This is a genomic window from Micromonospora sp. SCSIO 07396, from assembly GCF_053667945.1.
In genome coordinates, this window is the sequence record NZ_CM132210.1 from 4,102,718 (window position 1) to 4,126,041 (window position 23,324).

Consider the following 23,324-nt stretch of genomic DNA (forward strand, 5'->3'; position numbering starts at 1 on the left):
GCGGGCTGCGGGCTGCGGGCTCGATCCTGGATGTAGCGGCCTCCGCACGCCATGAGGCCACTACATCCAGGACAACAACGTTGCGTTAGCGCCGTGGGCGGCTGGTCAACCCGGGACAGGAAGTGCCCGATCGGGCAACGGGGTGGGCTCGCTTGGCGATCATGGAGTTATGGTGCCGATTTTGTGGGCTTTACGGGCGTTATGTTACCCACGGCAACTCCATGATCGGCGAGGCAGTGCTGGTTGACGAACAGCCGTTCCACCTCGCCGGTTCAAGCGCCTCCCTCGGGGTAGCAGACCCGTCGACGGCACCGAGAGGGGATTTCCGGCATGAAGGCACTGACCTGGCACGGCCGGCACGACGTCCGGGTGGACGACGTGCCGGACCCCCGGATCGAGGAACCGACCGACGCGATCGTCCGGATCACCTCGACCGCGATCTGCGGCTCCGACCTGCACCTGTACGAGGTGCTCGGGCCGTACCTGAAGCCCGGTGACATCCTCGGGCACGAACCGATGGGCATCGTCGAGGAGGTCGGCTCCGGGGTGACCCGGCTCAAGCCCGGCGACCGGGTGGTCGTCCCGTTCAACATCTCCTGCGGGCACTGCTGGATGTGCGAGCGGCAGCTCTACGCCCAGTGCGAGACGACCCAGGTGACCGCCGAGGGCAAGGGCGCGTCGCTGTTCGGCTACACCTCCCTCTACGGATCGGTACCCGGCGGGCAGGCCGAGTACCTGCGGGTCCCGCAGGCCCAGTTCGGCCCGATCACCATCCCGCAGACCGGGCCCGACGAGCGCTACCTGTACCTCAGCGACATCCTGCCCACCGCCTGGCAGGCGGTGAAGTACGCCGACACCCCGCCCGGCGGCACCCTGGCCGTGTTCGGGCTCGGTCCGGTCGGGCAGTTCTGCGCCCGGATCGGCAGGCACCTCGGCGCGGGCCGGGTGATCGGGCTGGACCTGGTGCCGGAGCGGCTGGAGATGGCCCGCCGGCACGGCATCGAGACGCTCGACGTCAGCCAGCTCGACGACGTGCCCGGCGCGCTGATCGACCTGGTCGACGGGCGCGGCCCGGACGCGGTGATCGACGCGGTCGGCATGGAGGCGCACGGCTCGACCAGCGGCAAGCTCGCCCAGAGCGCGGCCGGGCTGCTGCCGGACAAGCTCGCCCAGACGATGATCGACAAGGTCGCCGTGGACCGGTTGACCGTGCTCAAGGCCGCCCTCAAGGCCGTCCGGCGCGGCGGGACCGTCTCGATCTCCGGGGTGTACGGCGGCGAGGTCGACCCGATGCCGCTGATGGAGATGTTCGACCGGGGCATCCAGTTGCGGATGGGCCAGTGCCACGTACGCCGGTGGACCGACGAGATCCTGCCGCTGCTGTCCGGCGACGACGACCCGCTGGGTGTGGAGGACCTGCGGACCCACCGGCTGCCGCTGGTGGACGCGCCGAAGGCGTACGAGATGTTCCAGAAGAAGGAGGACGGCTGCGTCAAGGTCGTGCTCGCGCCGTGAGCCGGGTGGTGGTGGTCACCGGCGCCACCAGCGGCATCGGCCGCGCGGCGGCCCTGGAGTTCGCCGGGCGCGGGGACCGCCTGGTCCTCGCCGCCCGCTCCCCCGAAAGCCTGGCCGAGGTACGCCGGGAGTGCCACGACGCCGGCGCGGGGCGGGTCCGTACGGTGCCCACCGACGTCACCGACCCCGACGCGCTCGACACGCTCGCCGACACGGCGGTGACCGAGTTCGGACGCATCGACGTGTGGGTGCACACGGCGGCCGTGATGGCGTACGGCCGGTTCGAGGACCTCCCGGCGGCGGTCTTCGACCGGGTGGTCCGCACCGACCTGCTCGGCGCGGCCGGTGTCCTCCGGGTGGCGCTGCGCCGGTTCCGGGCGGCCGGCAAGGGCACCCTGATCCTCACCGGCTCGGTCCTCGGGCACGTCACCGCCCCCTACATGAGCGGCTACGTGACCAGCAAGTGGGGCCTGCAAGGGCTGGTCCGCACGGTGCAGCAGGAGGCCCGGGAGCTGCCCGGGGTGCACGTCTGCCTGGTCACCCCGGGCAGTGTGGACACCCCGGTCTACCAGCGGGCGGCGAACTACCTGGGGCGGGCCGGCCGGCCCCCGCTGCCGGTCACCACCCCGCAGCGGGTGGCGCGGGCCATCGCCCGCTGCGCCGACCGGCCCCGCCGGGAGGTCTCGGTGGGCCGGGTCAACCTGCTCATGCGGGGCGGCTTCACCATCGTGCCGGGCATCTACGACGCGCTCGTCGGGCCGCTGATGCGTCGCGGCGGGCTGACCGGTCAGCCGGTCGCCCCGCACGACGGCGTCGTGTTCACCCCGGACCCGGCCGGGGCGGCGGTGCGCGGCGGCTGGCTGCCGGAGCTGTCCGCCCTGCTGCGCCGGGCCGGCACGCCGGCCGGCGCGACCGCCGTGGCGACCGGGCTGGCGGTCGCCGCCGGGACGGCTCTCGCGGTGGGTGGGGCGGTACGTCGGCGGCGGTGAGCCCGGAACTCGTCGCCCCGCTGGTCGCGGTCTCCGCGTCGGCCGACCGGCGCAGTGGAGGGGGTACCGAGGGTCGGCGTGGGCGGCAGCGGCGGACGGTGACTACCGTGTACCGCGGGACACCGGCGAGGGGGACGACACATGCGGGAACCAGCGGAACGTGCGGTCGAGCGGACGCTCGGCGGGCGGCTGTGGCAACTGGCCGGGCTGGCGGCGGTCGCCGGCCTGGCGTGGACGGCGCGGGACGTGCCGGCGGCGCTGGGCGGCCGGCTGACCGGCGCGCGGGCGCAACGGGCGGCCCGGTCCCCGCAGTTCCGCGACGGCACCTTCCACAACCGGGTGCCCACCCGCACCATGCCCGGCGGCGATTCCGGCCGCAACCTGCTGCGGGAGCTGCTCTTCGGCCAGCAGCGCCGCCGCCCGACCGCCCCGGTCCCGCTGCTGCGTCCGGCCCCCGCCCCGACCACCGACATCGACCGGGAGCTGAACGTCGTCTGGTACGGCCACGCCTCGACGCTGATCGAGATCGAGGGGCAGCGGGTGCTGGTCGACCCGGTGTGGAGCGACAGGTGCTCGCCGTCGGCCGCGGTGGGACCCCGGCGGCTGCACGAGCCCCCGGTACGCCTCGACGAACTGCCCACCGTCGACGCGATCCTGATCTCCCACGACCACTACGACCACCTGGACATGGCCACCGTCCGGGAGCTGGTCCGCCGGCAGTCGGCGTCGTTCCTGGTGCCGCTGGGCGTCGGCGCGCACCTCGACCGGTGGGGGGTGCCCGACGACCGGATCGTCGAGCTGGACTGGTCGCAGGGGCACCGGGTCGGCGGCCTGGAGATCACCGCGACCGCCGCCCAGCACTTCTCCGGCCGGGGGCTGCGCCGCGACGGCACGCTATGGAGTTCGTGGGTGGTCGCCGGGGCGCACCGGAAGGTCTTCTACACCGGCGACTCGGGCTACTTCGACGGGTACGCCGAGATCGGCGCCGAGCACGGGCCGTTCGACCTGACGCTGATGCAGATCGGCGCGTACGACCGGGCCTGGCCGGGCATCCACATGTTCCCGGAGGAGGCCGTCGCCGCCCACCTCGACCTGCGCGGTGACCTGCTCGTCCCGGTGCACTGGGCCACCTTCAACCTGGCCCTGCACGACTGGTCCGAGCCGGTGGACCGGCTCTGGGCCGAGGCCAAGGCGCGGGGCGTGCGGCTGGCGGTGCCCCGCCCCGGCGAGCGGGTGGTGGCCGACGACCCGTCGCCGGTCGACGGCTGGTGGCAGACGGTCGCCTGACCACGGGCCCGGCGCGCGCCGTTCGCCGCAGAGCGCCGGCCCGCCGCGCCGTTCGCCGCAGAGCGCCGGGCCGGCGCTCAGAGCACGAAGGCGTCGGTCCACAGCGCGCCGGAGCGGCCCGACAACACGTCCAGCATCGCCGCCGCCTGCCCGTCGGTGAGCTGGGCGACGAAGTCGACGATGGCCCGGCCCCGGGCCCGGGAGATCCGGTCCGGGGTACGCGGGTGCAGCTCCGCCTCGGCCAGCTCGACCAGGTCGGGCAGGCGGCGGGGCAGCCGGGACTCCTCCTCGGGGTCGAGCAGCCACTCCCACAGCGACTCGACCAGGGTGCCCAGCAGCCGGGCCTGGCCCCGCTGGTGCAGGGCCAGGTCGGGGCGGGCCAGCACGAAGCGGTGGTGGACGAACTTGAGCACCTGCACCTCGTGCCACTGGGCGCGGGCCAGCAGCACGTGACCGGAGCGCACGTCCGGGACGGCGGTCACCGTGATCGCGTCGACCAGCCGGGTGGTCCACCGGGCCGAGAAGCGGGCCACGTACTGCTCCGCCTCGATCGACCCGTCGAAGGGCAGCGCCAGCAGCCCGTCCACCAGTTCCTCGCGGACGTGCTCGACGGCGGCGGCGAACGCGTCGTCGTCGGCGACCCAGGCGTCCTTGCGGTGCAGTTGCCGGCGCAGCGCCTCGATCGCCGAACCGGGGCGGCGGGCCGCGCCGGTCAACGCGGCGTCGGTGACCGCCCGCAGGTGCCCGCCCTCGCGCTGCCAGGCCATCAGCTCGGCGGCGACGGTGCCCTGCTGGAGCACCCCCACCCGGTAGAAATCCTCCACGTCGTGGATGGCGTACGCGATGTCGTCGGCGGTGTCCATCACCGACGCCTCGACGGTCTGCTGCCACTGCGCGATCCGCCCGGCGAACGGCGCGCGGGCCTGCCGCAGGTCGGCGAGTTCCGTGCCGTACGCGCCGAACTTCAGCGAGCCGCTGTCCGGGTCGTCGGGTGGGGCGGCGGCACCCCGGGGGGCGGGACGCAGGTGCCGGGGGTGCGGGTCGGGGTGGTCCAGCCGGGTCCACGGGTACTTCAGCATCGCCGCCCGGACGGCGGCGGTCAGATCGAGGCCCGTGGTGGCGGCCCCCCGGATCTCGGTGCTGGTGACGATCCGGTACGACTGGGCGTTGCCCTCGAATCCGTCGGCCAGCCCGAGCCGCTGCCGGGCCAGCCGGTCGAGCACCCGTTCCCCCAGGTGCCCGAACGGTGGGTGGCCGAGGTCGTGGGCGAGGGCGGCGGCCTCCACCACGTCCGGGTCGCAGCCGCCCAACTTGTCCAGCAGGTCCCGGTGCGTCGGGTCGGCGGTCAGCCGTTCGGCGATCGCGCGGGCCACCTGGGCGACCTTGAGACTGTGGGTGAGCCGGTTGTGCACCAGCAGGCCGGAGCCGACCGGGCTGATCACCTGGGTCACGCCGCCGAGCCGGGCGAAGAACGGTGAGGCGACGATCCGGTCCCGGTCGGCCCGGAACGGGCTCGCGGCCAGGTCGCCGAGGGCTCGGGCGCTGCCGCCGAAGAGGCGACGGGCACGCGGGTCCGCAGGTTGCTCCATGATCGCCACGCTAGCGCAGCCGACCGCCCGGCCGCGCCGGCTCACGCCGGGCCACCGGCGGGCCGGGCCCGGCGGGGTACGCCGGCCGGCGGCCGGGCCCGGGGCGGCCGGCGGGATACGCCGGTCGGGCGATCGGCGGTCTGGCGGGCGGACGACCGCCGGCACCGTCCCGGCGGGGGTGGCACACCGCGTCGGGGGTGGGCGGCACAATGCAGCAGGGAACCCGAAACGAAGGCGGATCAACATCGTGACCCAGTCAGTCCATCAGCGGATCGCCGACGAGCTCGGCGTCGCCGAGCGCCAGGTGCGCGCGGCCGTGGAGCTGCTCGACGGCGGCGCGACCGTGCCGTTCATCGCCCGTTACCGCAAGGAGGCCACCGGCCTGCTCGACGACGCCCAGCTGCGCACCCTGGAGGAGCGGCTGCGCTACCTGCGGGAGCTGGACGAGCGGCGGGCCGCGGTGCTGGAGTCGATCCGCAGCCAGGGCAAGCTGGACGAGGCGCTGGAAGCGCAGATCATGGCGGCCGACTCCAAGTCCCGACTGGAGGACATCTACCTGCCCTACAAGCCCAAGCGGCGGACCCGGGCGCAGATCGCCCGGGAGGCCGGGCTGGAGCCGCTGGCCGAGACGCTGCTCGGCGACCCGACCCGGGACCCGAAGGAGACGGCCGCCGGGTTCGTCGACGCCGACCGCGGGGTGGCCGACGCCGCCGCCGCGCTGGAGGGCGCGCGGGCCATCCTGATCGAGCGGTTCGCCGAGGACGCCGACCTGATCGGCGCCCTGCGCGAGCAGATGTGGTCGCGGGGCCGGCTGGTCGCCCGGGTACGCGACGGGCAGCAGGACGCCGGCGCGAAGTTCGCCGACTACTTCGACTTCGCCGAGCCGTACCCGAAGCTGCCCTCGCACCGCATCCTGGCGATGTTCCGGGGCGAGAAGGAGGGCGTGCTCGACCTCACCATGGCCCCCGACGTCGAGGAGGACCCGGACGCCCCGCCCACCGGCCCGACCCGCTACGAGGCGGCCATCGCCGGCCGGTTCGGCATCAGCGACGCGGGCCGGCCCGCCGACCGGTGGCTGGCCGACACGGTGCGCTGGGCCTGGCGTACCCGGATCCTGATCCACCTCGGGGCCGACCTGCGGATGCGGTTGTGGCAGGCGGCCGAGGAGGAGGCGGTCCGGGTCTTCGCCACCAACCTGCGCGACCTGCTGCTCGCCGCGCCGGCCGGCAGCCGGGCGACCATGGGTCTCGACCCGGGCCTGCGGACCGGGGTGAAGGTGGCGGTGGTCGACGCCACCGGCAAGGTGGTCGCCACCGACACGATCTACCCGCACGAGCCGCGCCGGCAGTGGGACGCCTCGATCGAGACGCTGGCGAAGCTGGCCGGGGCGCACCGGGTGGAGCTGGTCGCGATCGGCAACGGCACCGCCAGCCGGGAGACCGACAAGCTCGCCGCCGACCTGATCAAGCGGTATCCGCAGCTCGGTCTGACCAAGGTGATGGTCTCCGAGGCCGGCGCGTCGGTCTACTCCGCCTCCGCGTACGCCTCGCAGGAGCTGCCCACGCTGGACGTGTCGCTGCGCGGGGCGGTCTCCATCGCCCGGCGGCTCCAGGACCCCCTCGCGGAGCTGGTCAAGATCGACCCGCGCTCGATCGGCGTCGGCCAGTACCAGCACGACCTGTCCGAGGTGAAGCTGTCCCGCTCGCTGGACGCCGTGGTGGAAGACTGCGTCAACGGCGTCGGGGTGGACGTCAACACCGCCTCCGCACCCCTGCTGACCCGGGTCTCCGGCATCGGCGCGGGGCTCGCCGAGAACATCGTGCTGCACCGGGACGCCAACGGCCCGTTCCGCACCCGCGCCGAGCTGAAGAAGGTGGCCCGGCTCGGCCCGAAGGCGTTCGAGCAGTGCGCCGGCTTCCTGCGTATCCCCGGCGGCGACGACCCGCTCGACTCGTCCAGCGTGCACCCGGAGGCGTACCCGGTGGTGCGGCGCATCCTGGCCAGCACCGGGCAGGACCTGCGCTCGCTGATCGGGAAGTCGGCGATCCTGCGCGGGCTGCGGGCCACCGACTTCGTCGACGACACCTTCGGCCTGCCCACCGTCACCGACATCATCGCCGAGCTGGAGAAGCCCGGCCGGGACCCGCGACCGGAGTTCCGCACCGCCACCTTCGTCGAGGGGGTGGAGAAGATCGGCGACCTGACCCCGGGGATGCTGCTGGAGGGGGTGGTCACCAACGTGGCCGCGTTCGGCGCGTTCGTCGACGTGGGCGTGCACCAGGACGGCCTGGTGCACGTGTCGGCGATGTCGCACACCTTCGTCAAGGATCCGCGCGACGTGGTGAAGTCCGGTGACGTGGTCCGGGTCAAGGTGCTCGACGTCGACGTGCCGCGCAAGCGGATCTCGTTGACCCTGCGGCTGGACGACGAGGTGCCGGCGGGCGGTGGCCGGCCGGCCACCGACGGGCAGCGGCGCGAGCGCGGCACCCCCCAGGGCGGGCGCGGCGAGACCCCGGGCGGCCGGCGCGGTGGCGCGGGCGGGTCCGGAAGCGCGGGGAGGTCCGGCGGCGCGGGCGGGACCGGCGGCCAGCGGGAGCAGCGGGGCGGTACCCGGGGCGGGCCGCAGCAACGGCAGGGCCGGGGCGGTTCCGCGCCGGCACCCGCCAACGACGCGATGGCCGAGGCGCTGCGCCGGGCCGGCCTGGCCTGACCCGGCCGGCACCGCCCCGCCCGGCACCGACCGGGCGGGGCGGCACCCGCCGGTCACCGCGTCGCGGTCGGGCCGGGCGGGTGCGCGCTCGCCGGACCGGTTCGACGGGCGGCGGACCGTGCACCGGGGCCGGGTGCAGCCGGTGACGGGGCGTCGCCGGGTCGCCGGCGGTGGGCGTACCGTCGCGGCATGGATGGTGACGGCGGCCCGCAGTGGCGGGAGCGGCGGCAGCGGGCGGTCCGGGCGCACGCGGCGGCCGACGCCCGCCAGCGCGACGGCGAGCACGCGCGGGCCGAGGAACTGGTGGCCCGGTTCACCGCCGAGGCGACCCGGCGCGGGCTGCGCACCACCCGGCTGGTGGCCCGGGGCTACGACGGGCGGGGCCGGTACCGGACCGGGCTGACCGGCTGGTACGTCGACCGGGCCGGCCTGCGCGCGGTCACCGTCGACGGCCGGTTCTACCTGCTCACCGTGCCGTCGGGCGTACGCGCCCGGCTGCTCGGCGTGGACGTGCCGCCGGCCCGGCCACCCCTGGTCGTCGGGCGCGGCGGACGCGACGGTGAGTCGATCCCGCTGGCCGACCTGCTCACCCGTCGGCTCGCCGCCGGCGACGACTGGCCCTGAACCCCGGCTCCGCCACCATCTCGTGCAGGGTCCGCTCGACCCGGTCGGCACCCACGGCGACGGAGAACATCCGGTCGTAGTGCGCCCGACCAGCCTGCCCGAGCAGTTCCAGCTTCTCCCGGCCCAGGTCGCAGACCTCACGCAGGGCGTCCGCGATCGAGCCGGGGTCACCGGGCCGGGCGGTGATCCCCGCGCCGCTGTCCCGGGCCACCGCAGCGGCGTCGCCCTCCGCGGCGACCAGCAGCGCCCGCCCGGCGGCGAGGGTCGCCTGCACCTTGCTCGGCATCGTGTACGCGGACATGCCGCCGGGGCGCAGGCTCACGTAGTGCACGTCCCCGGTGGCCATCAGCGCGGGCATCCGCTCCCGGGGCAACTGCCCGAGGAACCGGACGTTGGACGCGCCCACCGCCGTGGCCCGCCGACGGAGCCGCTCCCCGGTGGTGCCGGAACCGGCGATCAGGCAGACCAGCCGGGGATCGTCGGTACGGGCGCAGGCGTCGACCAGCGAGTCGAGCCCCTGCGCCTCGCCGAGCGCGCCCGCGTACACCAGCACCACCTGGTCGGGACGGAGCCCGAGTTCGGCGCGCAGGTCGGTGGCGCGGACGCCCACCGTCTCGTCCGCCCACACCGGGATGTGCACCAGCTTGTCCCGGGGCACGCCCCGGTCGGCGAGCAGGTCGGCGGCGCCGGGTGCGACGTGGGCGACCCGGGAGGCGCTGCGGTACATCGCCCCGCACCAGGCGGCCATCCCCCGCTCGACGGCCCGCGACGCCCGGCCGGTGCCGAGGAACCCGCTCGCGACCACGCTGTCCGGCCACAGGTCCAGCACGTGCAGCAGCACCGGCACCCGGTGCACGTGGCGGGTGAACCACATCGGCAGGGCGACGCTGATCGGCGAGTTGCCGACCCAGAGGGCGTCCAGGCCACGCAGCGCCGGGGTGCCGGAGACCAGCGCGGAGACCGCGAAGGAGCCGTAGTTCGCCACCCGGCGCAGCGCGGAACGGTCGTGGCTGGGATAGAGGGCCACCCGGCGGATCCGGGTCGCGCCGTCGACCTCGTCGCGGCGGCGGGCCAGCCGGTAGCCGGGGGCCAGCCGGCCCGTCGGGTAGTTCGGGAACCCGGTGAGCACCCGGACCTCGTGCCCCCGTTCGGCGAGGGCACGGGCGAGCATCCCGGGCAGGGCCGCCGGGCCGGGCTCCGGGTCGAACCACTGGGTGAGCAGACCGATCCGCATCCGCCTCACCCCGCCGCCACGCCGGCCACCGGTCGGTCCGACGGTTCGCCGTCGGCCCGCCACAGGGCGCGCAGCGATGCGGCCAGGTCGTACGCCGGGGTCCAGCCGAGCACCCGGCGGGCGCGGTCGACGTCGGCGCACATCCAGGGCACCGCGGCGGAGCGGGTGGCGTCCGGCGGGAAGCCACCGGGGCGGATCTGACCGGTGAACCCGGCCACGTCGGCCAACAGCTGGACGACGTCGCGGGTGGCCGTCGCCCGTCCGCTGCCCACGTTGACGATCCGTTGCCCGCCGACGGGGCCGCACCGCGTCGCGGCCAGCACCGCCGCCGCCACGTCCCGCACGTCGACCAGGTCCCGGTAGGTGTCGTGCAGGCCCAGGGCGATGCCGTCCGCGCCGTCGGCCATCGCCGTACGGACCATCGCGGTCGCCCGGGCCAGCATGTTGCCGGCCGGCATCCCCGGCCCGACCGGGTTGAAGACCCGCAGCACGATCGTGTCGAGCCGGCCGGCGTCACCCGCCAGTTCGGCCAGCCGGGTCGCCGCCAGATGGCTGAGCCCGTACTCGCTGACCGGGGCGGCCGGATGGTCCTCCGCGACGGCGAGGCCGTGCGGCACGACGCCGTACTCCGCCGCTGAGCCGATCCGGACCAGCCGGGCGGCGGGCGCGGCGACGGCCACCGCCTCGATGAGTTGCGCGGTCGCCACGACGTGTGCCCGGACGAAGTCGGGTCCGGAGCCGACGATGCGACCGGCGGCGCTCACCACCACGTCGGGGCGTTCCCGGGCGACCAGCGCGGTCAGCTCGGGCAGCTCCATCCGGGCCGGGTCACACCGGGCGCGGGAGGGGGCCCGGACGGTGCCGTGCGCGGCCAGCACGGCATGGATGTGCCGGCCGAGGAATCCGCCCGCGCCCAGCAGCAGCACCCGGCTCATCGGCGCTGCACGACGTCCCGGTCGTCGGCCGACGACCCGCACGCCCGGTCAACTCCCGACGACGGTACGGCGGCACCCGACGACGGCGTGGCGGAGCCGTCGGCACCGGACGGCGGCGCGGCGGGCCGATCGTCGGCGGGGGACGGGGCGTTGCCGGTGAACTCGTGCCAGGTGGCCGCGCCGGGGGCCGAGATGCCCTCCCGGTTGAGCACCACCCGGACGGTGGTCAGCACGATCTTCAGATCCAGCAGGAACGAGCGCCTGTCGACGTACTCGACGTCGGAGGCGAACTTGGCCTCCCAGCTCAGGGCGTTGCGTCCGCGTACCTGGGCGAGCCCGGTGATGCCCGGCCGCACGTCGTGCCGGCGGGCCTGCTCGGGGGTGTAGAGGGTCAGGTACCGCACCAGGTGCGGGCGGGGGCCGACCACGCTCATCTCGCCGCGCAGCACGTTCCAGAACTCGGGCAGCTCGTCGAGGCTGCTCGCCCGCAGCCACCTGCCGAACCCGGTGAGCCGTTGCGCGTCGGTCACCAGCCCGCGCTGCGGGTCGGGGTGGCGCATGGTGCGGAACTTGACCACCTCGAACAGTTCGCCGTGCAGGCCGGGCCGGGTGTGCCGGAACAGCACCGGCCGCCCATGGGTGACCAGCACCAGCAGGGCGACCAGGGCCAGCAGGGGCGCGCCGAGGGTCAGCACGACCAGCGCGCCGAGCACGTCGAGCAGCCGCTTCCACCTGTCGTACGGGCGGCGGGTCGACGGGCCGGTCGCCCGTCCGGTCACCGGGCCGGCGGCACCGGCGCGCGGCTGTGCCGCGGGGGCAGCAACTTTGGACATGGAACAGACCTACCATCTTCCCGGCGACCGGCCCGCAGTTTCACATTTGCCGCACCGGTGGTTCGGCAACGACCGTCGCGAGGCACCGCGCAAAACGTGAAACGTGACTGTCCCTCCCTTTACCGGAAGCCCGCACGGTCTCGTTATCGCAACAGTATGGTCACCATTGACGAGATCGTGATCCCCGCGGATGGTCCGACGGGAAAAGGCAGGAGGAGAAATGCTTTCCTCGCTTGCGGACAGGCGTTTCCTGGTCACCGGGGGCACTGGTTCGTTCGGCCAGACAATGGTTTCCCGACTGCTCGACGCCGGTGCCGCCGAGGTGCGGGTCCTCAGCCGGGACGAGTCGAAACAGGACGCGATGCGCCACCGCCTCGGCAACGACCGGGTCCGCTACTACATCGGTGACGTGCGCGACTACGACAGCGTGCTCAAGGCGGCCCGGGGTATGGAGTTCGTCTTCCACGCCGCGGCGCTCAAGCAGGTGCCCTCCTGCGAGTTCTTCCCGCTGGAGGCGGTCCGCACGAACGTGCTCGGCAGTGCCAACGTGGTGGACGCCTGCGAACGCGTCGGGGTGGAGACGCTGGTCCTGCTCAGCACCGACAAGGCCGTCTACCCGGTCAACGCGATGGGCCTGACCAAGGCGTTGATGGAAAAGGTGGCGCAGGCGCACTCCCGTAACAACGCGACGGCCCGGACCAGGGTCTGCTGCGTGCGTTACGGCAATGTCATGTACTCGCGCGGATCGGTGATTCCGTTGTTCATCGACCAGATCCTGCGCGGCGGCCTGCCGACGGTCACCGATCCGTCGATGACCCGTTTCCTGATGTCGCTGCCCGAATCGGTGGAACTGGTGGAGCACGCGTTCACCTTCGGCCAGCCCGGGGACGTCTTCATCCGCAAGGCCGACGCCTGCACCATCGGCGACCTGGCCACCGCGTTGTGCAACCTGTTCGGGGTGCCGGCGAAATTCACCGTGCTCGGCATCCGGCACGGGGAGAAGCTCTACGAGACCCTGGCCAGCCGGGAGGAACTCGCGTTCGCCGAGGACCTCGGCGACTTCCTGCGGGTGCCGGTGGACAGCCGCGACCTCAACTACTCCCTGTACTTCGAGGAGGGCGACGTCGAACACGGCGGCCTCGCCGACTTCCACTCGCACAACGCCCGCCGACTGTCCGTACCGGAGATCGAGTCGTTGCTGATGACGCTGCCCGAGGTGCGCGCGCAGGTCGAGGCCGCCACTCCGGCAGTGGTGACGCGTTGAGCGCGACCGCCGACGCCACCCGCCCGGACCGGGTGCCCCGCCGTCGCACCGACGACCGGGCGGACCAGCGGGCCGCCGCCCCGGCGCGGCGGGTCCTCGTCGTCGGCGTCACCGGCATGCTCGGGCACGCCGTGCTGCGGGAACTCGCCGACGATCCGACGCTCGACGTGCACGGCCTCGCCCGCAGCATCGACGACCGGGCGGGCTGGTATCCGCCGCACCTGCTGGCCCGCATCGTCCCGGCCGTCGACGTGACCCGGTTCGACCACGTCCGACGGCTCGTCGACGAGGTGCGGCCGGACGTCGTCGTCAACTGCGTCGGCGTCATCAAGCAGCGGCCGGACGTGCAGGACGCGGTCCCGACGGTCACCCTCAACGCGCTCCTCCCCCACCTGCTGGCCGACGCCTGCGCACAGGTCGGCGGCCGGCTCGTCCACGTCAGCACCGACTGCGTGTTCTCCGGCCGGCGGGGCGGCTACACCGAGGACGACCTGCCCGACCCGCCCGACCTCTATGGCCGGTCCAAACTGCTGGGTGAGGCGACGGGGGCGTCGGCGCTCACCCTGCGTACCTCGATCGTCGGGCACGAGCTGACCACGAGCCGTTCCCTGGTCGACTGGTTCCTCTCCCAACGGGCTCGGGTGCGCGGCTTCACCAGGGCGGTCTACAGCGGGGTGACGACCGTGGAGTTCGCCCGGCTGCTGCGTACGGTGGTCCTGCCCCGGCCGGAGCTCACCGGCCTCTACCACGTCGCCGCCGAACCGATCACGAAGTACGACCTGCTCCGGCTGGTCGCCGAGGTGTACGGGTGGCCCGGTGAGCTGGTGCCTGACGACGGGTTCGTCTGCGACCGGTCGCTGCGCGCGGACGCCCTCGCCCACGCCACCGGATACCGTCCGCCGAGCTGGCCGGACATGATCACCGCGTTGCACGCCGCCCGGGAACGTTGGGCGTTCGGCCAGGCCCGGCCGGGCCTGGCGGGCGCGCCGCGCTGACGCAGCAAACGACCACCGCCGGCGTTGCCGGCCTGTCGGAGTCGAAGGACATCACGTGGGGAACCGAGTGGGTCAACTGTGCCTGGTCGTCGGGGCGGTCCTGGCCGTGGTGGTCACCACCGTCGCCAGCGTCACCGTCCCGCTGGTCGCGGTCGGCGCGGTGGCGCTGCTGCTGCTCGCGCTGTTCGCGCTCGCGCAGCAGATGGACGGCTGGCGGTGGCTGCTGGGCCTGACCATGGCGCTGCTGGTCTGCGCCTCGTCGAAGCTGCCGGCCCTGGTGGAGGCCAGCTTCTATCCCCGGTACGCGGCGGTGGCCGTCCTGGTCGTCTGGGCGCTGGGCGCGCCGGGCCGGACGGTGGCCCGGGTCGACCCGTGGACCCGCCTGCTCGTCGGCGCGCTCTGGGCGATGGCCGGCCTGGCCACGCTGAGCTTCACCTGGTCGGTGGTGCCGTTGGAGACCCTGCAACGGGGCGTGGCGCTGCTCCTGCTGGCCGCCCTGGTGCACGTCCTGGTCCGCCGCCGGTGGACCGACCGGGCGGTCATGCTGGCCGACCTGCGCATGGTCTACCTGGTCCTCAGCGGCTCCGCAGTGATCAGCCTCGGCGTCGGGTTCACCGACGGTACGCTGATGGCCGCGCTGTCGCGCACCGACCGGTTCGAGGGCCTCTACAACAACCCCAACATGCTCAGCATCGTCTGCGCCCTGACCACACCGCTGGGCTGGGCCGTCTACCGGCAATCCCGTCGCCGGGTGGACCTGCTCGGCATGGTGCCGGCCGTCGCCTGCCTGCTGCTGTCGCAGTCCCGCACCGGCCTGATCGCCGTGCTCGCCGGGGCCTGCTGGGTGGTGCTGCGCAACGGGCTGGGCCGGATGGTCCGGCTGGGTGCCGGACTGGCCGTGGGGCTGCTGGTGGCGTACCTGTTCAACCTGTTGCCGGTCCTGTTCGCCGGCCCCTGGATGCGGCAGCTCGTGCTGCGTTTCACCGACCCCACCGGCGGCGACCTGTCCAACGGCCGCACCGAGATGTGGCAGGCCACCGTCGACCTGTGGTGGCAGAACCGCCCCACCCTGGGCTTCGGGTACGCCTCCCGCAACCACCTGTTCGCCCTCGCCAGCCTCGACGAGTCCTTCGGGACCGGGGTGAGCGTGGTGCACAACAGCTACCTGCAACTGCTGCTGGAACTGGGGCTCGCCGCCGTGGCGCCGCTGGCGCTGCTGCTACTGGCCGTCGGACGGGTCGCGCTGCGCGCACCGGTACGCCGGGCCGACTCCGGGCTGGTCTGGCTCGTCGTCACCGGCCTGCTGATCCAGATCACCGAGTCGGCCATCTTCGGCACCGGGCAGACGTACCCGTACGTGTTCTGGTGCGTGGCCGCCGGGGTGCTGCTGCACCTGCCAGGTGAACGCGTCGACGTCGACGAACCGGAGGCGGAGCCGGCGTCGTCCCCGCCGTGGGTCGGTGTCCCGGCCGACGGCCTGATCCGCCTACCGGTCCCGGCCCTGCGCTGAGGTCACGCGACGGTGGGCGTCCCGGTCGGGACGCCCACCGCTTCGTGTGCACCCGGCTCAGCGCCGGTCGTCGGCCACCAGGAAGGCGCTGACCTCGTCCCGCCAGGCGCGGTGGTCGAACGAACCGCGGGCCCGGGACCGGGCGGCCCGGCTCATCGCCGTCCACTCCTCGTCGCGCAGCCGCAGCGCCCGCTCGATCCCCCGCCGCACGTCGTCCGGGCCGTTGCCGTCGAGCACCAGCCCTTCGACGCCGTCGTGCACGTGGGCGGCCAGGTCGCTGGTGTGGTTGAGCAGCACCGGGCAGCCGGCGGCGAGGCTCTCCGGCACCTTGGACGGGAAACCGTTGGCCGCGTATCCGCCGGTGGGGCGGACCAGCATCGAGAAGTGCGACTCCGCGAGCAGCGTCAGCACCGTGTCACGGGGGACCCGGCCGAGGAACCGCACCTCGGCCACGATCCCGTCGAGGACCGCGACGTCCAGGTCGGAGTGGGTGGCGGCGGCCTCACGGGTGACCCCGGCGATGGTGAGGCTGACCCGGCGCTGCTGCGCCGGGGTGAGCAGGCTGATCCCGCGCAGGATCACGTCCAGCATGTCCTTGCGGCCGGGGGTGCCGGCATAGAGCAGCCGCAGGCCGGTGGAGAGCGCGGGTGGCCGGGCCGCCGGGAAGTCGTCGCAGTCGACCTGCGGCGGCACCACCAGCACCGACATCCCGTGCCCGGTGAGGTAGCCGGCCAGCGTGGTGGAGACCGCGGTGGCCCGGTCGACCAGCCGGGTGGCCAGGAACGTCGACCACCGGTGCCGGACGTAGTACGGGGTGAGCCACCCGTGGCGGAACTGTCGCCGGTCGTGGCGTTCGCTGGCGTCGACCACCACCGGGCAGCGCAACGCGAGCCGCAGGACCGCCCAGTTGCCCAGCGTCATCAGCGCCATCGGCAGCAGCACCACGCTCACGTCGCCCCGGCGTACCCCCTGCCGGCGGGCGGCCCGCAGCACGCGGACCGGGCGGGCCAGCCGGGCCGGCAGCCGGGTGAGCCGGTACCGGCCCCGCACGCGCAGGGTGACCAGGTCGACGCCGGCCGCCTCGGGTGGCCGGGCGGGGAAGGGCAGCTCGCAGGGCCAGTCGTTGACGACGAGCGTGCGGGTGCCCTCGGGCGCGGCGGACCGGGCGAGTTGCAGCAGCCGGTTGGAGGTCGCGTCGCCGTACGGGAAGGCGTAGGCACCGACGAGCAGGGGACCCGGTGGGCCGGTCCGCACGGTCGGTCCGCCGTCCGGTAGGGGTCGCCGACCCACGACCACGGTCTGCTCGTTCATCTGTCTCACCGTCCCGAGCCGACAGGTGGCCGGCTGCTCTGTCGTGGCGTGCGGTCCCGACCGGGGTGGGCCGCCGCCCACCGGTGGTAGATCTCCAGATGGGCGGCGGCGGCCGTGTCGATGGCGAAGGCACTGGCGACGAACCGGTCGGCGGCCACCGCGGGGGCGGTCGACGCGGTGTACGCCGCCGCCCGGCCCACCGCCCGCGCCCACACCTGCGGCGGGGCGTCGACCCCGACGACTGTCACCCCGGGCAGCCGCTCGTCGATGAAGCGCACGCCCGGCAGGTCGGCGGCGACCGTGCCGACGCCCAACGCGACGGGCTCCAGCACTCCCCCGGGCAGCCCCTCCAGGCAGGACGGGTGGACGACGACGTCGGCCTGCCGCAGCAGCCCACCCACGTCGTCGCGGGGGCCCAGCAGGTGCACCCGGTCGCCGAGTCCGACGGCGTCCGCCGCCGCGCGGACCCGCTCGTCGTCGGCCGGGTCGCCCGGCCCGACCAGCACCGCGTGCGCGGACACCCCCCGGTCGCGCAGCGCGGCCAGGATCGGCGGCAGCAGCCAGCGGCGTTTCTCGGGTGAGGCCCGGCCCACCGTCACGCAGACCAGGTCGGCCGGTCCCGCGCCGATCAGGGCCCGCAGGTCGTCGGGGCTGGGGCGGCGCAGCCGGTCGAGGTCGAGCCCGTTGAGCACCACCCGGCACCGGGGGTCGGCCCGCCAGCCCGGGTGGTAACCGAAGGTCAGGGAGCTGGGCGAGACACCGAGGACGTCGGTGGCGCAGATCCGCAGCAGCCGCCCGCAGACGAACCGGTAGACCCGGCGGCGCAGGGTGCGCGGCGCGTTGTCGTCGCCCCGGAAGTGCGCGACCCGCCCGGGTACGCCGCGCAGCGCGCCCAGCGCGAGCGGCACGCCGGAGAAGTTGGCGCAGTCGGCGTGCACCACGTCCGGGCGCAGCCGTGCGAGCAGCCGCAGGAACCGCAGGGGGAAGCGGGCGTCGAGGGGGATCGCCGTGACGCTGCCGCCGTGCCGGGCGACCACGTCGGCCAGCGGCCCCGGCCCGACCCGGTCGCTGAGCGTCACCAGGTGCAGGTCGACGCCGCCGGCCGCGAGCCGGGGCAGCAGTTCGGCGGTACGCATCTCGGTGCCGCCGAAGTTCAGCTCGCCGACGACCCGCAGCACCCGCAGCCGGCCGGTCACGACGGACCACACCGGGCCAGCGCCCGCCGGTAGCCCACCAGCGCGGCCGGCACCATGGTCGACAGGTACGCGACGCAGGCCGCCGCCGGCAGCCCGGCCAGGCCGAACTGGCGCAGCCCCCAGACCTTGAGCGCGGTGGCCAGCACCAGGAACGCCGCCCACCCGACGAACTGCGGCCGGAGCAGGCCGATGCTGTTCTGCACCATGAGCAGCGGTGAGGTGACCGCGACCAGCAGCGACCAGCTGGCGAGCCCGACGAGGACGGGCAGCCGGATCGTCGACCGGTCGACGGACCCGAGCCAGAGGGCGATCAGCCGGTGACCGGTGCCGACCAGCGCCAACCCGACCGAGCCCACCACCACCCCGTAGAGCAGCACCATCCGCCGGGTGTTGCGGCGTACCCAGGCCACCTCGCCCCGGGCCAGGGCGGCGCCGTTGACCGGCCAGACCGTCATGCCCACCAGCCCGACGAAGACCCACAGCACGCCGAACAGCTTCCCCACGACCGCGTAGTGGGCCGCCGCCGCGAGCCCCAGCACGTTGGCGACCAGCGGGTTGTCCACGTTCAGCGCGATCGACGACATCGTGGTGAGCGCGAAGAACCGCACACCCAGCCGGAGCAGGCCGGCGACGGTGTCCCGGTGCACGAGTCGTGGCCCCGGCCGGTGGGCAGGTGGGCAGGCCCAGAAGTAGGTGACGGTGTTGAGCAGGTTGGTCACCGGCACGGCCAGCACCGCACCGGCGACGACCACCAGTGGTGGCCAACCGGCGGCGATGGCGGCGAGCACCACGGCCAGGGCGGCCAGGGCGCCGGCCGACTGCCAGGCGTTGCTCTGCACCATCTGGCCCCGGGCGTACTGCACCCGTTGGACCAGCGAGAGCGGGATGTTGACGACGAACGCGCCGAAGCAGAGCAGGACCAGGGTGGGGGTCTGCGCGGCGACGCCCGGGTCACCGACGGCGAACAGCTCCACCCAGGGCACCACCGGCGTCACCACCAGCAGGGCGGCCAGCAGCAGCACCGCGACCACGCCGAGGGTGGCGAACGCGCCGGAGATCTCCCGGGCCTGCCGGCGGGGGTCGTCGGCCAGTTGGCCGAGCCGGGTGAGCAGCCCGTTGCCCAGCCCCAGGTCGGCGAACCAGGCCATCCCGGTGAGCGCGGTGATCGCCATCCACAGGCCGTACCGCTGCTCGCCGAGGTACCGGAAGCAGGCGGGGGTGATGACCAGCGGTGCGGCCAGGCCGATCCCCTTGGCCACCATCGCGGTGGCGATGCCCACCGTGACGGTCCGGTCCCGGCTGGGCCCCGACGCCGGGGCTGGCGGCGCGGGGGTGGTCGTCGTCCCGTCGTCGGCCGTCGTGCCGCCGGTCGTCGGTCCGTCGGCCGTCGTGCCGGCCGCTGCGGGGGCGGGGGTGGCGGTCGCGGGTGTGGTCCCGACGGCCGTCGCGTCGGCGGGGGCCGTGCCGGCGGCGGCCCGGGTCACCGGAGGGGGGCGGGGGCGACGGCAAGCCGCTCGGCCAGCCACCCGGCCGTGGCCCGCAGCCCCTGCCGGCGCTCCACCGGGGTGACGTCCGGGAACAACTCCCGCAGGGTGGTGTTGTCGGCCAGCGAGTGCGGGACGTCCCCGGTACGCGGTGCCACGTGTTCCCTGGCGATCGGCCGGCCCAGCAGTTCCTCCAACTCGTCGAGGACCTGGAGCAGGCTGGCCCGCGCGCCGAAGGCGAGGTTGACCGGGTGCGGGTGGTGCACCCGGCGGCGCACCGCGTCGAGGATGACCTCGCAGACCGTGCCCACGTAGGTGAAGTCGCGGGACTGGGTGCCGTCGCCGTGCACCTGCACCGGCTCGCCGCGCAGGGCGGCGTGGGTGAACCGGGGGATGACGGCCGCGTACGCGTGGTCGTGGCGCTGCCCGGGGCCGAACACGTTGAAGAACCGGAACGCCAGCGTGGGCAGCCCGAACGACGCCTGGTGGGCCAGCGCGTACGCCTCGGTGGCGAGCTTGCTGGCCGCGTACGGGCTCATCGGGCGGGTCCAGGTCAGCTCCGCCTTGGGCAGTGCCGGGTTCATCCCGTACACCGACGAGGAGGAGGCGACCAGTACGTGCCCGACGTCGTGCCGGCGGGCCGCCTCCAGCACCATCAGCGTGCCGGTGGCGTTGGCGTGGTGGGAGGCGAGCGGGTCCCGCAGCGACCGGGGCACGCTGGGCAGCGCGGCCAGGTGGACCACCGCCTCCCGGCCCGCCATCGCCGCGTCCAGGGCCGCCGGGTCCAGGATCGACCCTTCGACGAGGTCGACGTCGAGCCCGGCGAGGTTGCCGCGCAGCCCCACCGAGAAGTCGTCGAGGACGCTGACCTCTTTGACGGCCGGCTCGGCCAACGCGGCGCGGGCCAGGTTGGCGCCGATGAAACCGGCCCCACCCGTAATCAGAATGCGCATGAACCACCCCCATGTACGCACATCACCTGTACATCGAGCCAGGGCGCGGCACGTTACGGCGGCGGCGCGAAATTCACCCTCCCCACGGCGGGGATGTCGGCCGGCGGCCGGACCGGTCTCCACCGAACGGCCGACGGTGCTGTCCGGGAACCGACCAAAAAGCGCCGTGAGCTGCGGAAACGCGCACAGTGACAGGGTCGTCGTGCGTCACGGTGGAGGTGTGGGATGCCCGAGCTGATCGTCTACCGGTCCAACGCCCTGATGTCGGTCAGGTCGCGGTTCGACGCCACCCGGGACGTGGTGATGCCGGCCAACCTGGCGTACCCCGAGGGGATGGTCGGCCTGTGGCACTCCGGCCTGCCGCAGGTGAGCCTCGTGCCCTCGACCGCCACCGACGCCCAGGTGTGGCCGGTCATGTCCGCCGTGGGCACCCGCGTCCACGACACCTCCGACGACAACTGCCCGATCAACACCGGCTGGTCGTACGTCGGCGGCAACCACGGCTACAACGTCGGCAACCAGATCGTCGTGACCAACCACGGCAAGACGACCGCCGACGTGGGTTCGCAGTGGAGCGACGGCACCCGCATCTTCACCCTGCTGGCCGTCACCAACGCCAACAGCCTGCTGTTCGGCAACCCGTACACGGTGGTGGACGGCATCGCGCAGGGTGCCCGGGTCAAGCCGGCCGGGCCGCTCACCCACGTCTCGGGGGCGACCAACCGGACCACCGTGCCGATCACCGGTCTCACCCCGGACGTGCAGATCCGCCCCGCCACCCACTCGCACACGGTCGCCGTCGAACTCGACGGCCGGCCGGTGCCCGACGGCCGGTCGACCGGACTGGAACTGGTGATCCGGGAGTCGTACCTCATCCCGACCTACCAAGGCATGATCGACACGGCGCGGGCGAACGTCGGCACCCCGATCGCCACGATCATGCCCAGGATCCCGTCGCTGTGCCGGATCGCCAACGTCTACCGCTGGTCGCCCGGTGGCGGCCTGCTCGTCACCCAGACGGTGACCGCGCTGACCCGGTTCACCCTCAACGCGGGCGTCACCCAGTGCGCGCCGCTGACACCGGTGACGGGCGGCTCCCGCCGGCAGTTCATGCCGAACGTGGGGGTGGCCGGCGGCCTGAACTGGTCGACCTGGGCCAACATCGACACCCTCGCCGCCCTCACCGACGTCACCCCGGCCAACCTCACCGACCGGACGATGCCGGCGGCCAGCATGACCCAGTGGGTGGTCAGCGGCGGCAGCGTGCAGCAGTGGGGCATCGCCGTCGGGTTGCTGCCGGTCGCGGACGGGGTGCCCACCGTCCGGGCCCGCTACACCACGGCCAAGAGCTGGTTCATCAGCTCCAGCCTGAAGAAGAACTACCCGCAGCTGGTGTGGGGGCGCACCCTGGCCGCCGGTGAGTCGGTGACCGGGACCGCCTACCGCCGCTACCTGGCCCCGCCGTCGACCGCCACCGGGCTCGTCGTCTCCGCCGGCGACGACGACTTCGTGGTGATCGAACGGGTCGGCACGGTCGCCCAGGCCGAACTGGCCGCGCCCGAGCTGTTCCACCGGCTGCTGGTGCCGGTGGGCGCGACGAACCTCACCGTGCCCGACCGGGTCACCGTCGCCGGTGTGCCGTACGCCGTGCCGGTCTCCCCCGGCTACGGGATGTGGCGCGCGGACCCCGACGGGGCAGTGGCGCAGCCGCTGCCGGGGGCGTCCCTCGCCCGGGGCGGCTACTTCCTCGTCCGGTCCGGCCCGACGGTGGAGAGCACCTGCACCGGTGCCTACCAGCAGCTGCTGCTGCACCCGTTCTTCCTGGCCGAGCCGACCCCGGTCGACCGGGCCTGCGTGGAGGTGACCCGGGTCGGCACCGGCGTGCTGCGCCACGGCGTGTACGCCCACGACCCGGCCACCGGCCGGCCCGCCCTGCTCGGCCCGGTCGCCGACTTCGGCACCGTGGCCGTCACCACCGTCGGGGTGAAGGAGTCGGTGCTGGCCGCGCCCGTCGGGCTGCCGGCCGGCTGGCACTGGTACGCGCAGGTGTGGCAGGTCAGCGGCGGCACCGCGCCGACGGTGCGGGCCAGTGGCGTCGGCTGCGCCACCGTGCTGAACCTGGGTTCGACGGCGGCGGCGATGACCGGCGACCGGTACGGCTACGAGGTGACCGGGGTGACCGGCGCGCTGGGGGCGATCACCATCGCCGGGCTGCACCGGTTCCCCCCGCCGCAGGTCGCCTACCGGCGGGCCTGACCCGGCGGCCGGGCGGGACGTCAGCCGGTGGGGACGCCGTAGATCCGTTTCATCGCCTCGTGCTTGGCCGGGACGGGCAGGTGCCCGATGCCCAGCGACTTGGCCCGCAGCCGTTCCAGGTACTCGTCGGTGGTGCGCAGCGGCCGGGCCGGGACCCCGGCCGCCACCGTGTTGTCCGGGACGTCCCGGGTGACCACCGAACCGGCCCCGATGACGCACCGGTTGCCGATGGTGACGCCGGCCAGGATCATCGCACGCATGCCGATGTAGACGTCGTCGCCGATCGTGATCGGCGCGGTCCAGTCGAGGTCGGGATACTCCTTGCGGAGGATCAGCGTGCCGCCGTCGTGGGTGATGAACTGCACCTCGGAGGTGACGTAGACGTTGTCGCCGATGGTGATCAGCCAGGGTTCCGAGCCGAACATCGCCCGGTTGACCCCGTAGAACCTGACCCGACCGGTGAGGTTGACCCCCAGGGACCTGACGAACGCCTCGGGGTCGCGGGACGCGGCCAGATGGTCCCGTACGCGCCGGGCCATCGTACGAACACGACTGGGCACTGGCTGTCCTCGATCGCAGGTACGGTCCCGGGCTGCCGGCCCGGGGACGGGCGGGTCCGCTCACTGGGACAACGACCGG

18 protein-coding genes are annotated in these 23,324 nt (G+C 74.0%); 9 read left to right on the forward strand and 9 right to left on the reverse strand.

Annotation, left to right across the window (positions count from 1 at the left end; translation table 11 throughout):
- Nucleotides 1-330 precede the first annotated feature (330 nt).
- From ACWCHM_RS17675 to ACWCHM_RS17685, 3 genes are all read left to right on the forward strand, one after another.
- The gene (locus tag ACWCHM_RS17675) at nucleotides 331-1,515 is read left to right on the forward strand and encodes a zinc-dependent alcohol dehydrogenase (RefSeq protein WP_204961237.1); all 1,185 of its coding nucleotides are present in this window, start codon (nucleotides 331-333) and stop codon (nucleotides 1,513-1,515) included.
- Nucleotides 1,512-2,504 (forward strand): SDR family NAD(P)-dependent oxidoreductase, encoded by a 993-nt coding sequence (locus tag ACWCHM_RS17680; protein WP_454219056.1) that lies wholly within the window; start codon nucleotides 1,512-1,514, stop codon nucleotides 2,502-2,504. The genes ACWCHM_RS17675 and ACWCHM_RS17680 overlap by 4 nt, the downstream gene beginning before the upstream one ends.
- A 141-nt stretch (nucleotides 2,505-2,645) precedes the next feature.
- The gene (locus ACWCHM_RS17685) at nucleotides 2,646-3,791 is read left to right on the forward strand and encodes an MBL fold metallo-hydrolase (RefSeq protein WP_454219057.1); all 1,146 of its coding nucleotides are present in this window, start codon (nucleotides 2,646-2,648) and stop codon (nucleotides 3,789-3,791) included.
- Nucleotides 3,792-3,868: 77 nt separating this feature from the next.
- On the opposite strand, the gene ACWCHM_RS17690 is transcribed toward ACWCHM_RS17685, so the two are convergent.
- Nucleotides 3,869-5,380 (reverse strand): deoxyguanosinetriphosphate triphosphohydrolase family protein, encoded by a 1,512-nt coding sequence (locus ACWCHM_RS17690; protein WP_454219058.1) that lies wholly within the window; start codon nucleotides 5,378-5,380, stop codon nucleotides 3,869-3,871.
- Nucleotides 5,381-5,627: 247 nt separating this feature from the next.
- Between ACWCHM_RS17690 and ACWCHM_RS17695 the strand changes: the two genes are divergently transcribed.
- The gene (locus ACWCHM_RS17695; protein WP_281899112.1) at nucleotides 5,628-8,090 is read left to right on the forward strand and encodes a Tex family protein; all 2,463 of its coding nucleotides are present in this window, start codon (nucleotides 5,628-5,630) and stop codon (nucleotides 8,088-8,090) included.
- 189 nt (nucleotides 8,091-8,279) lie between these two features.
- On the forward strand, nucleotides 8,280-8,714 hold the full coding sequence (locus tag ACWCHM_RS17700) for a hypothetical protein (RefSeq protein ID WP_454219059.1): 435 nt from the start codon (nucleotides 8,280-8,282) through the stop codon (nucleotides 8,712-8,714).
- Here ACWCHM_RS17700 and ACWCHM_RS17705 read toward each other — a convergent pair.
- Genes ACWCHM_RS17705 through ACWCHM_RS17715 form a run of 3 tightly spaced genes read right to left on the reverse strand, consistent with a single transcriptional unit; the run spans nucleotide 8,677 to nucleotide 11,716 of the window.
- Entirely contained in the window at nucleotides 8,677-9,948 is a 1,272-nt protein-coding gene (locus ACWCHM_RS17705; protein WP_204961233.1) for a glycosyltransferase family 4 protein, read from the reverse strand. The genes ACWCHM_RS17700 and ACWCHM_RS17705 overlap by 38 nt on opposite strands.
- Nucleotides 9,949-9,953: 5 nt before the next feature.
- Nucleotides 9,954-10,883 carry an NAD-dependent epimerase/dehydratase family protein gene (locus ACWCHM_RS17710; protein WP_454219060.1) on the reverse strand — a complete coding sequence of 310 codons (930 nt, stop codon included), beginning with the start codon at nucleotides 10,881-10,883 and terminating at the stop codon, nucleotides 9,954-9,956.
- Complete coding sequence (locus ACWCHM_RS17715) at nucleotides 10,880-11,716, reverse strand: sugar transferase (RefSeq protein ID WP_454219061.1); 837 nt, start codon at nucleotides 11,714-11,716, stop codon at nucleotides 10,880-10,882. The genes ACWCHM_RS17710 and ACWCHM_RS17715 overlap by 4 nt, the downstream gene beginning before the upstream one ends.
- A 220-nt stretch (nucleotides 11,717-11,936) precedes the next feature.
- Here ACWCHM_RS17715 and ACWCHM_RS17720 point away from each other — a divergent pair, with 220 nt between their 5' ends.
- From ACWCHM_RS17720 to ACWCHM_RS17730, 3 genes are read left to right on the forward strand one after another with little or no spacing between them, the layout of a single operon-like run.
- Nucleotides 11,937-12,980 carry a polysaccharide biosynthesis protein gene (locus ACWCHM_RS17720; protein ID WP_204961230.1) on the forward strand — a complete coding sequence of 348 codons (1,044 nt, stop codon included), beginning with the start codon at nucleotides 11,937-11,939 and terminating at the stop codon, nucleotides 12,978-12,980.
- Nucleotides 12,977-13,975, forward strand: coding sequence for a dTDP-4-dehydrorhamnose reductase family protein (locus ACWCHM_RS17725; RefSeq protein WP_281899120.1), 999 nt, complete (start codon nucleotides 12,977-12,979; stop codon nucleotides 13,973-13,975). The genes ACWCHM_RS17720 and ACWCHM_RS17725 overlap by 4 nt, the downstream gene beginning before the upstream one ends.
- 55 nt (nucleotides 13,976-14,030) lie before the next feature.
- Nucleotides 14,031-15,485 carry an O-antigen ligase family protein gene (locus ACWCHM_RS17730; RefSeq protein WP_454219062.1) on the forward strand — a complete coding sequence of 485 codons (1,455 nt, stop codon included), beginning with the start codon at nucleotides 14,031-14,033 and terminating at the stop codon, nucleotides 15,483-15,485.
- Between the two features lie 57 nt (nucleotides 15,486-15,542).
- On the opposite strand, the gene ACWCHM_RS17735 is transcribed toward ACWCHM_RS17730, so the two are convergent.
- Genes ACWCHM_RS17735 through ACWCHM_RS17750 form a run of 4 tightly spaced genes read right to left on the reverse strand, consistent with a single transcriptional unit; the run spans nucleotide 15,543 to nucleotide 20,429 of the window.
- Entirely contained in the window at nucleotides 15,543-16,796 is a 1,254-nt protein-coding gene (locus ACWCHM_RS17735) for a glycosyltransferase (protein WP_454219063.1), read from the reverse strand.
- 5 nt (nucleotides 16,797-16,801) lie between these two features.
- Entirely contained in the window at nucleotides 16,802-18,004 is a 1,203-nt protein-coding gene (locus tag ACWCHM_RS17740) for a glycosyltransferase (RefSeq protein ID WP_454219064.1), read from the reverse strand.
- On the reverse strand, nucleotides 17,989-19,476 hold the full coding sequence (locus ACWCHM_RS17745) for a lipopolysaccharide biosynthesis protein (protein ID WP_454219065.1): 1,488 nt from the start codon (nucleotides 19,474-19,476) through the stop codon (nucleotides 17,989-17,991). Before ACWCHM_RS17745 ends, ACWCHM_RS17740 begins: the two co-directional genes overlap by 16 nt.
- Nucleotides 19,473-20,429: an NAD-dependent epimerase/dehydratase family protein gene (locus ACWCHM_RS17750; RefSeq protein WP_204961224.1), complete on the reverse strand. Its 957-nt coding sequence runs from the start codon at nucleotides 20,427-20,429 to the stop codon at nucleotides 19,473-19,475. Before ACWCHM_RS17750 ends, ACWCHM_RS17745 begins: the two co-directional genes overlap by 4 nt.
- Before the next feature lie 225 nt (nucleotides 20,430-20,654).
- Between ACWCHM_RS17750 and ACWCHM_RS17755 the strand changes: the two genes are divergently transcribed.
- Nucleotides 20,655-22,685, forward strand: coding sequence for a hypothetical protein (locus ACWCHM_RS17755; protein WP_281899129.1), 2,031 nt, complete (start codon nucleotides 20,655-20,657; stop codon nucleotides 22,683-22,685).
- A 20-nt stretch (nucleotides 22,686-22,705) separates the two neighbouring features.
- On the opposite strand, the gene ACWCHM_RS17760 is transcribed toward ACWCHM_RS17755, so the two are convergent.
- The gene (locus ACWCHM_RS17760) at nucleotides 22,706-23,224 is read right to left on the reverse strand and encodes an acyltransferase (protein ID WP_204961222.1); all 519 of its coding nucleotides are present in this window, start codon (nucleotides 23,222-23,224) and stop codon (nucleotides 22,706-22,708) included.
- Between the last annotated feature and the right edge of the window lie 100 nt (nucleotides 23,225-23,324).

Coding starts and splice junctions, on each gene's coding strand:
- ACWCHM_RS17700 (WP_454219059.1), top strand. CDS start 8,280: ATGGATGGTGACGGCGGCCCGCAGTGGCGGGAGCGGCGGCAGCGGGCG.
- ACWCHM_RS17710 (WP_454219060.1), bottom strand. CDS start 10,883: ATGAGCCGGGTGCTGCTGCTGGGCGCGGGCGGATTCCTCGGCCGGCAC.
- ACWCHM_RS17690 (WP_454219058.1), bottom strand. CDS start 5,380: ATGGAGCAACCTGCGGACCCGCGTGCCCGTCGCCTCTTCGGCGGCAGC.
- ACWCHM_RS17705 (WP_204961233.1), bottom strand. CDS start 9,948: ATGCGGATCGGTCTGCTCACCCAGTGGTTCGACCCGGAGCCCGGCCCG.
- ACWCHM_RS17715 (WP_454219061.1), bottom strand. CDS start 11,716: ATGTCCAAAGTTGCTGCCCCCGCGGCACAGCCGCGCGCCGGTGCCGCC.
- ACWCHM_RS17675 (WP_204961237.1), top strand. CDS start 331: ATGAAGGCACTGACCTGGCACGGCCGGCACGACGTCCGGGTGGACGAC.
- ACWCHM_RS17720 (WP_204961230.1), top strand. CDS start 11,937: ATGCTTTCCTCGCTTGCGGACAGGCGTTTCCTGGTCACCGGGGGCACT.
- ACWCHM_RS17760 (WP_204961222.1), bottom strand. CDS start 23,224: ATGGCCCGGCGCGTACGGGACCATCTGGCCGCGTCCCGCGACCCCGAG.
- ACWCHM_RS17735 (WP_454219063.1), bottom strand. CDS start 16,796: ATGAACGAGCAGACCGTGGTCGTGGGTCGGCGACCCCTACCGGACGGC.
- ACWCHM_RS17685 (WP_454219057.1), top strand. CDS start 2,646: ATGCGGGAACCAGCGGAACGTGCGGTCGAGCGGACGCTCGGCGGGCGG.
- ACWCHM_RS17750 (WP_204961224.1), bottom strand. CDS start 20,429: ATGCGCATTCTGATTACGGGTGGGGCCGGTTTCATCGGCGCCAACCTG.
- ACWCHM_RS17755 (WP_281899129.1), top strand. CDS start 20,655: ATGCCCGAGCTGATCGTCTACCGGTCCAACGCCCTGATGTCGGTCAGG.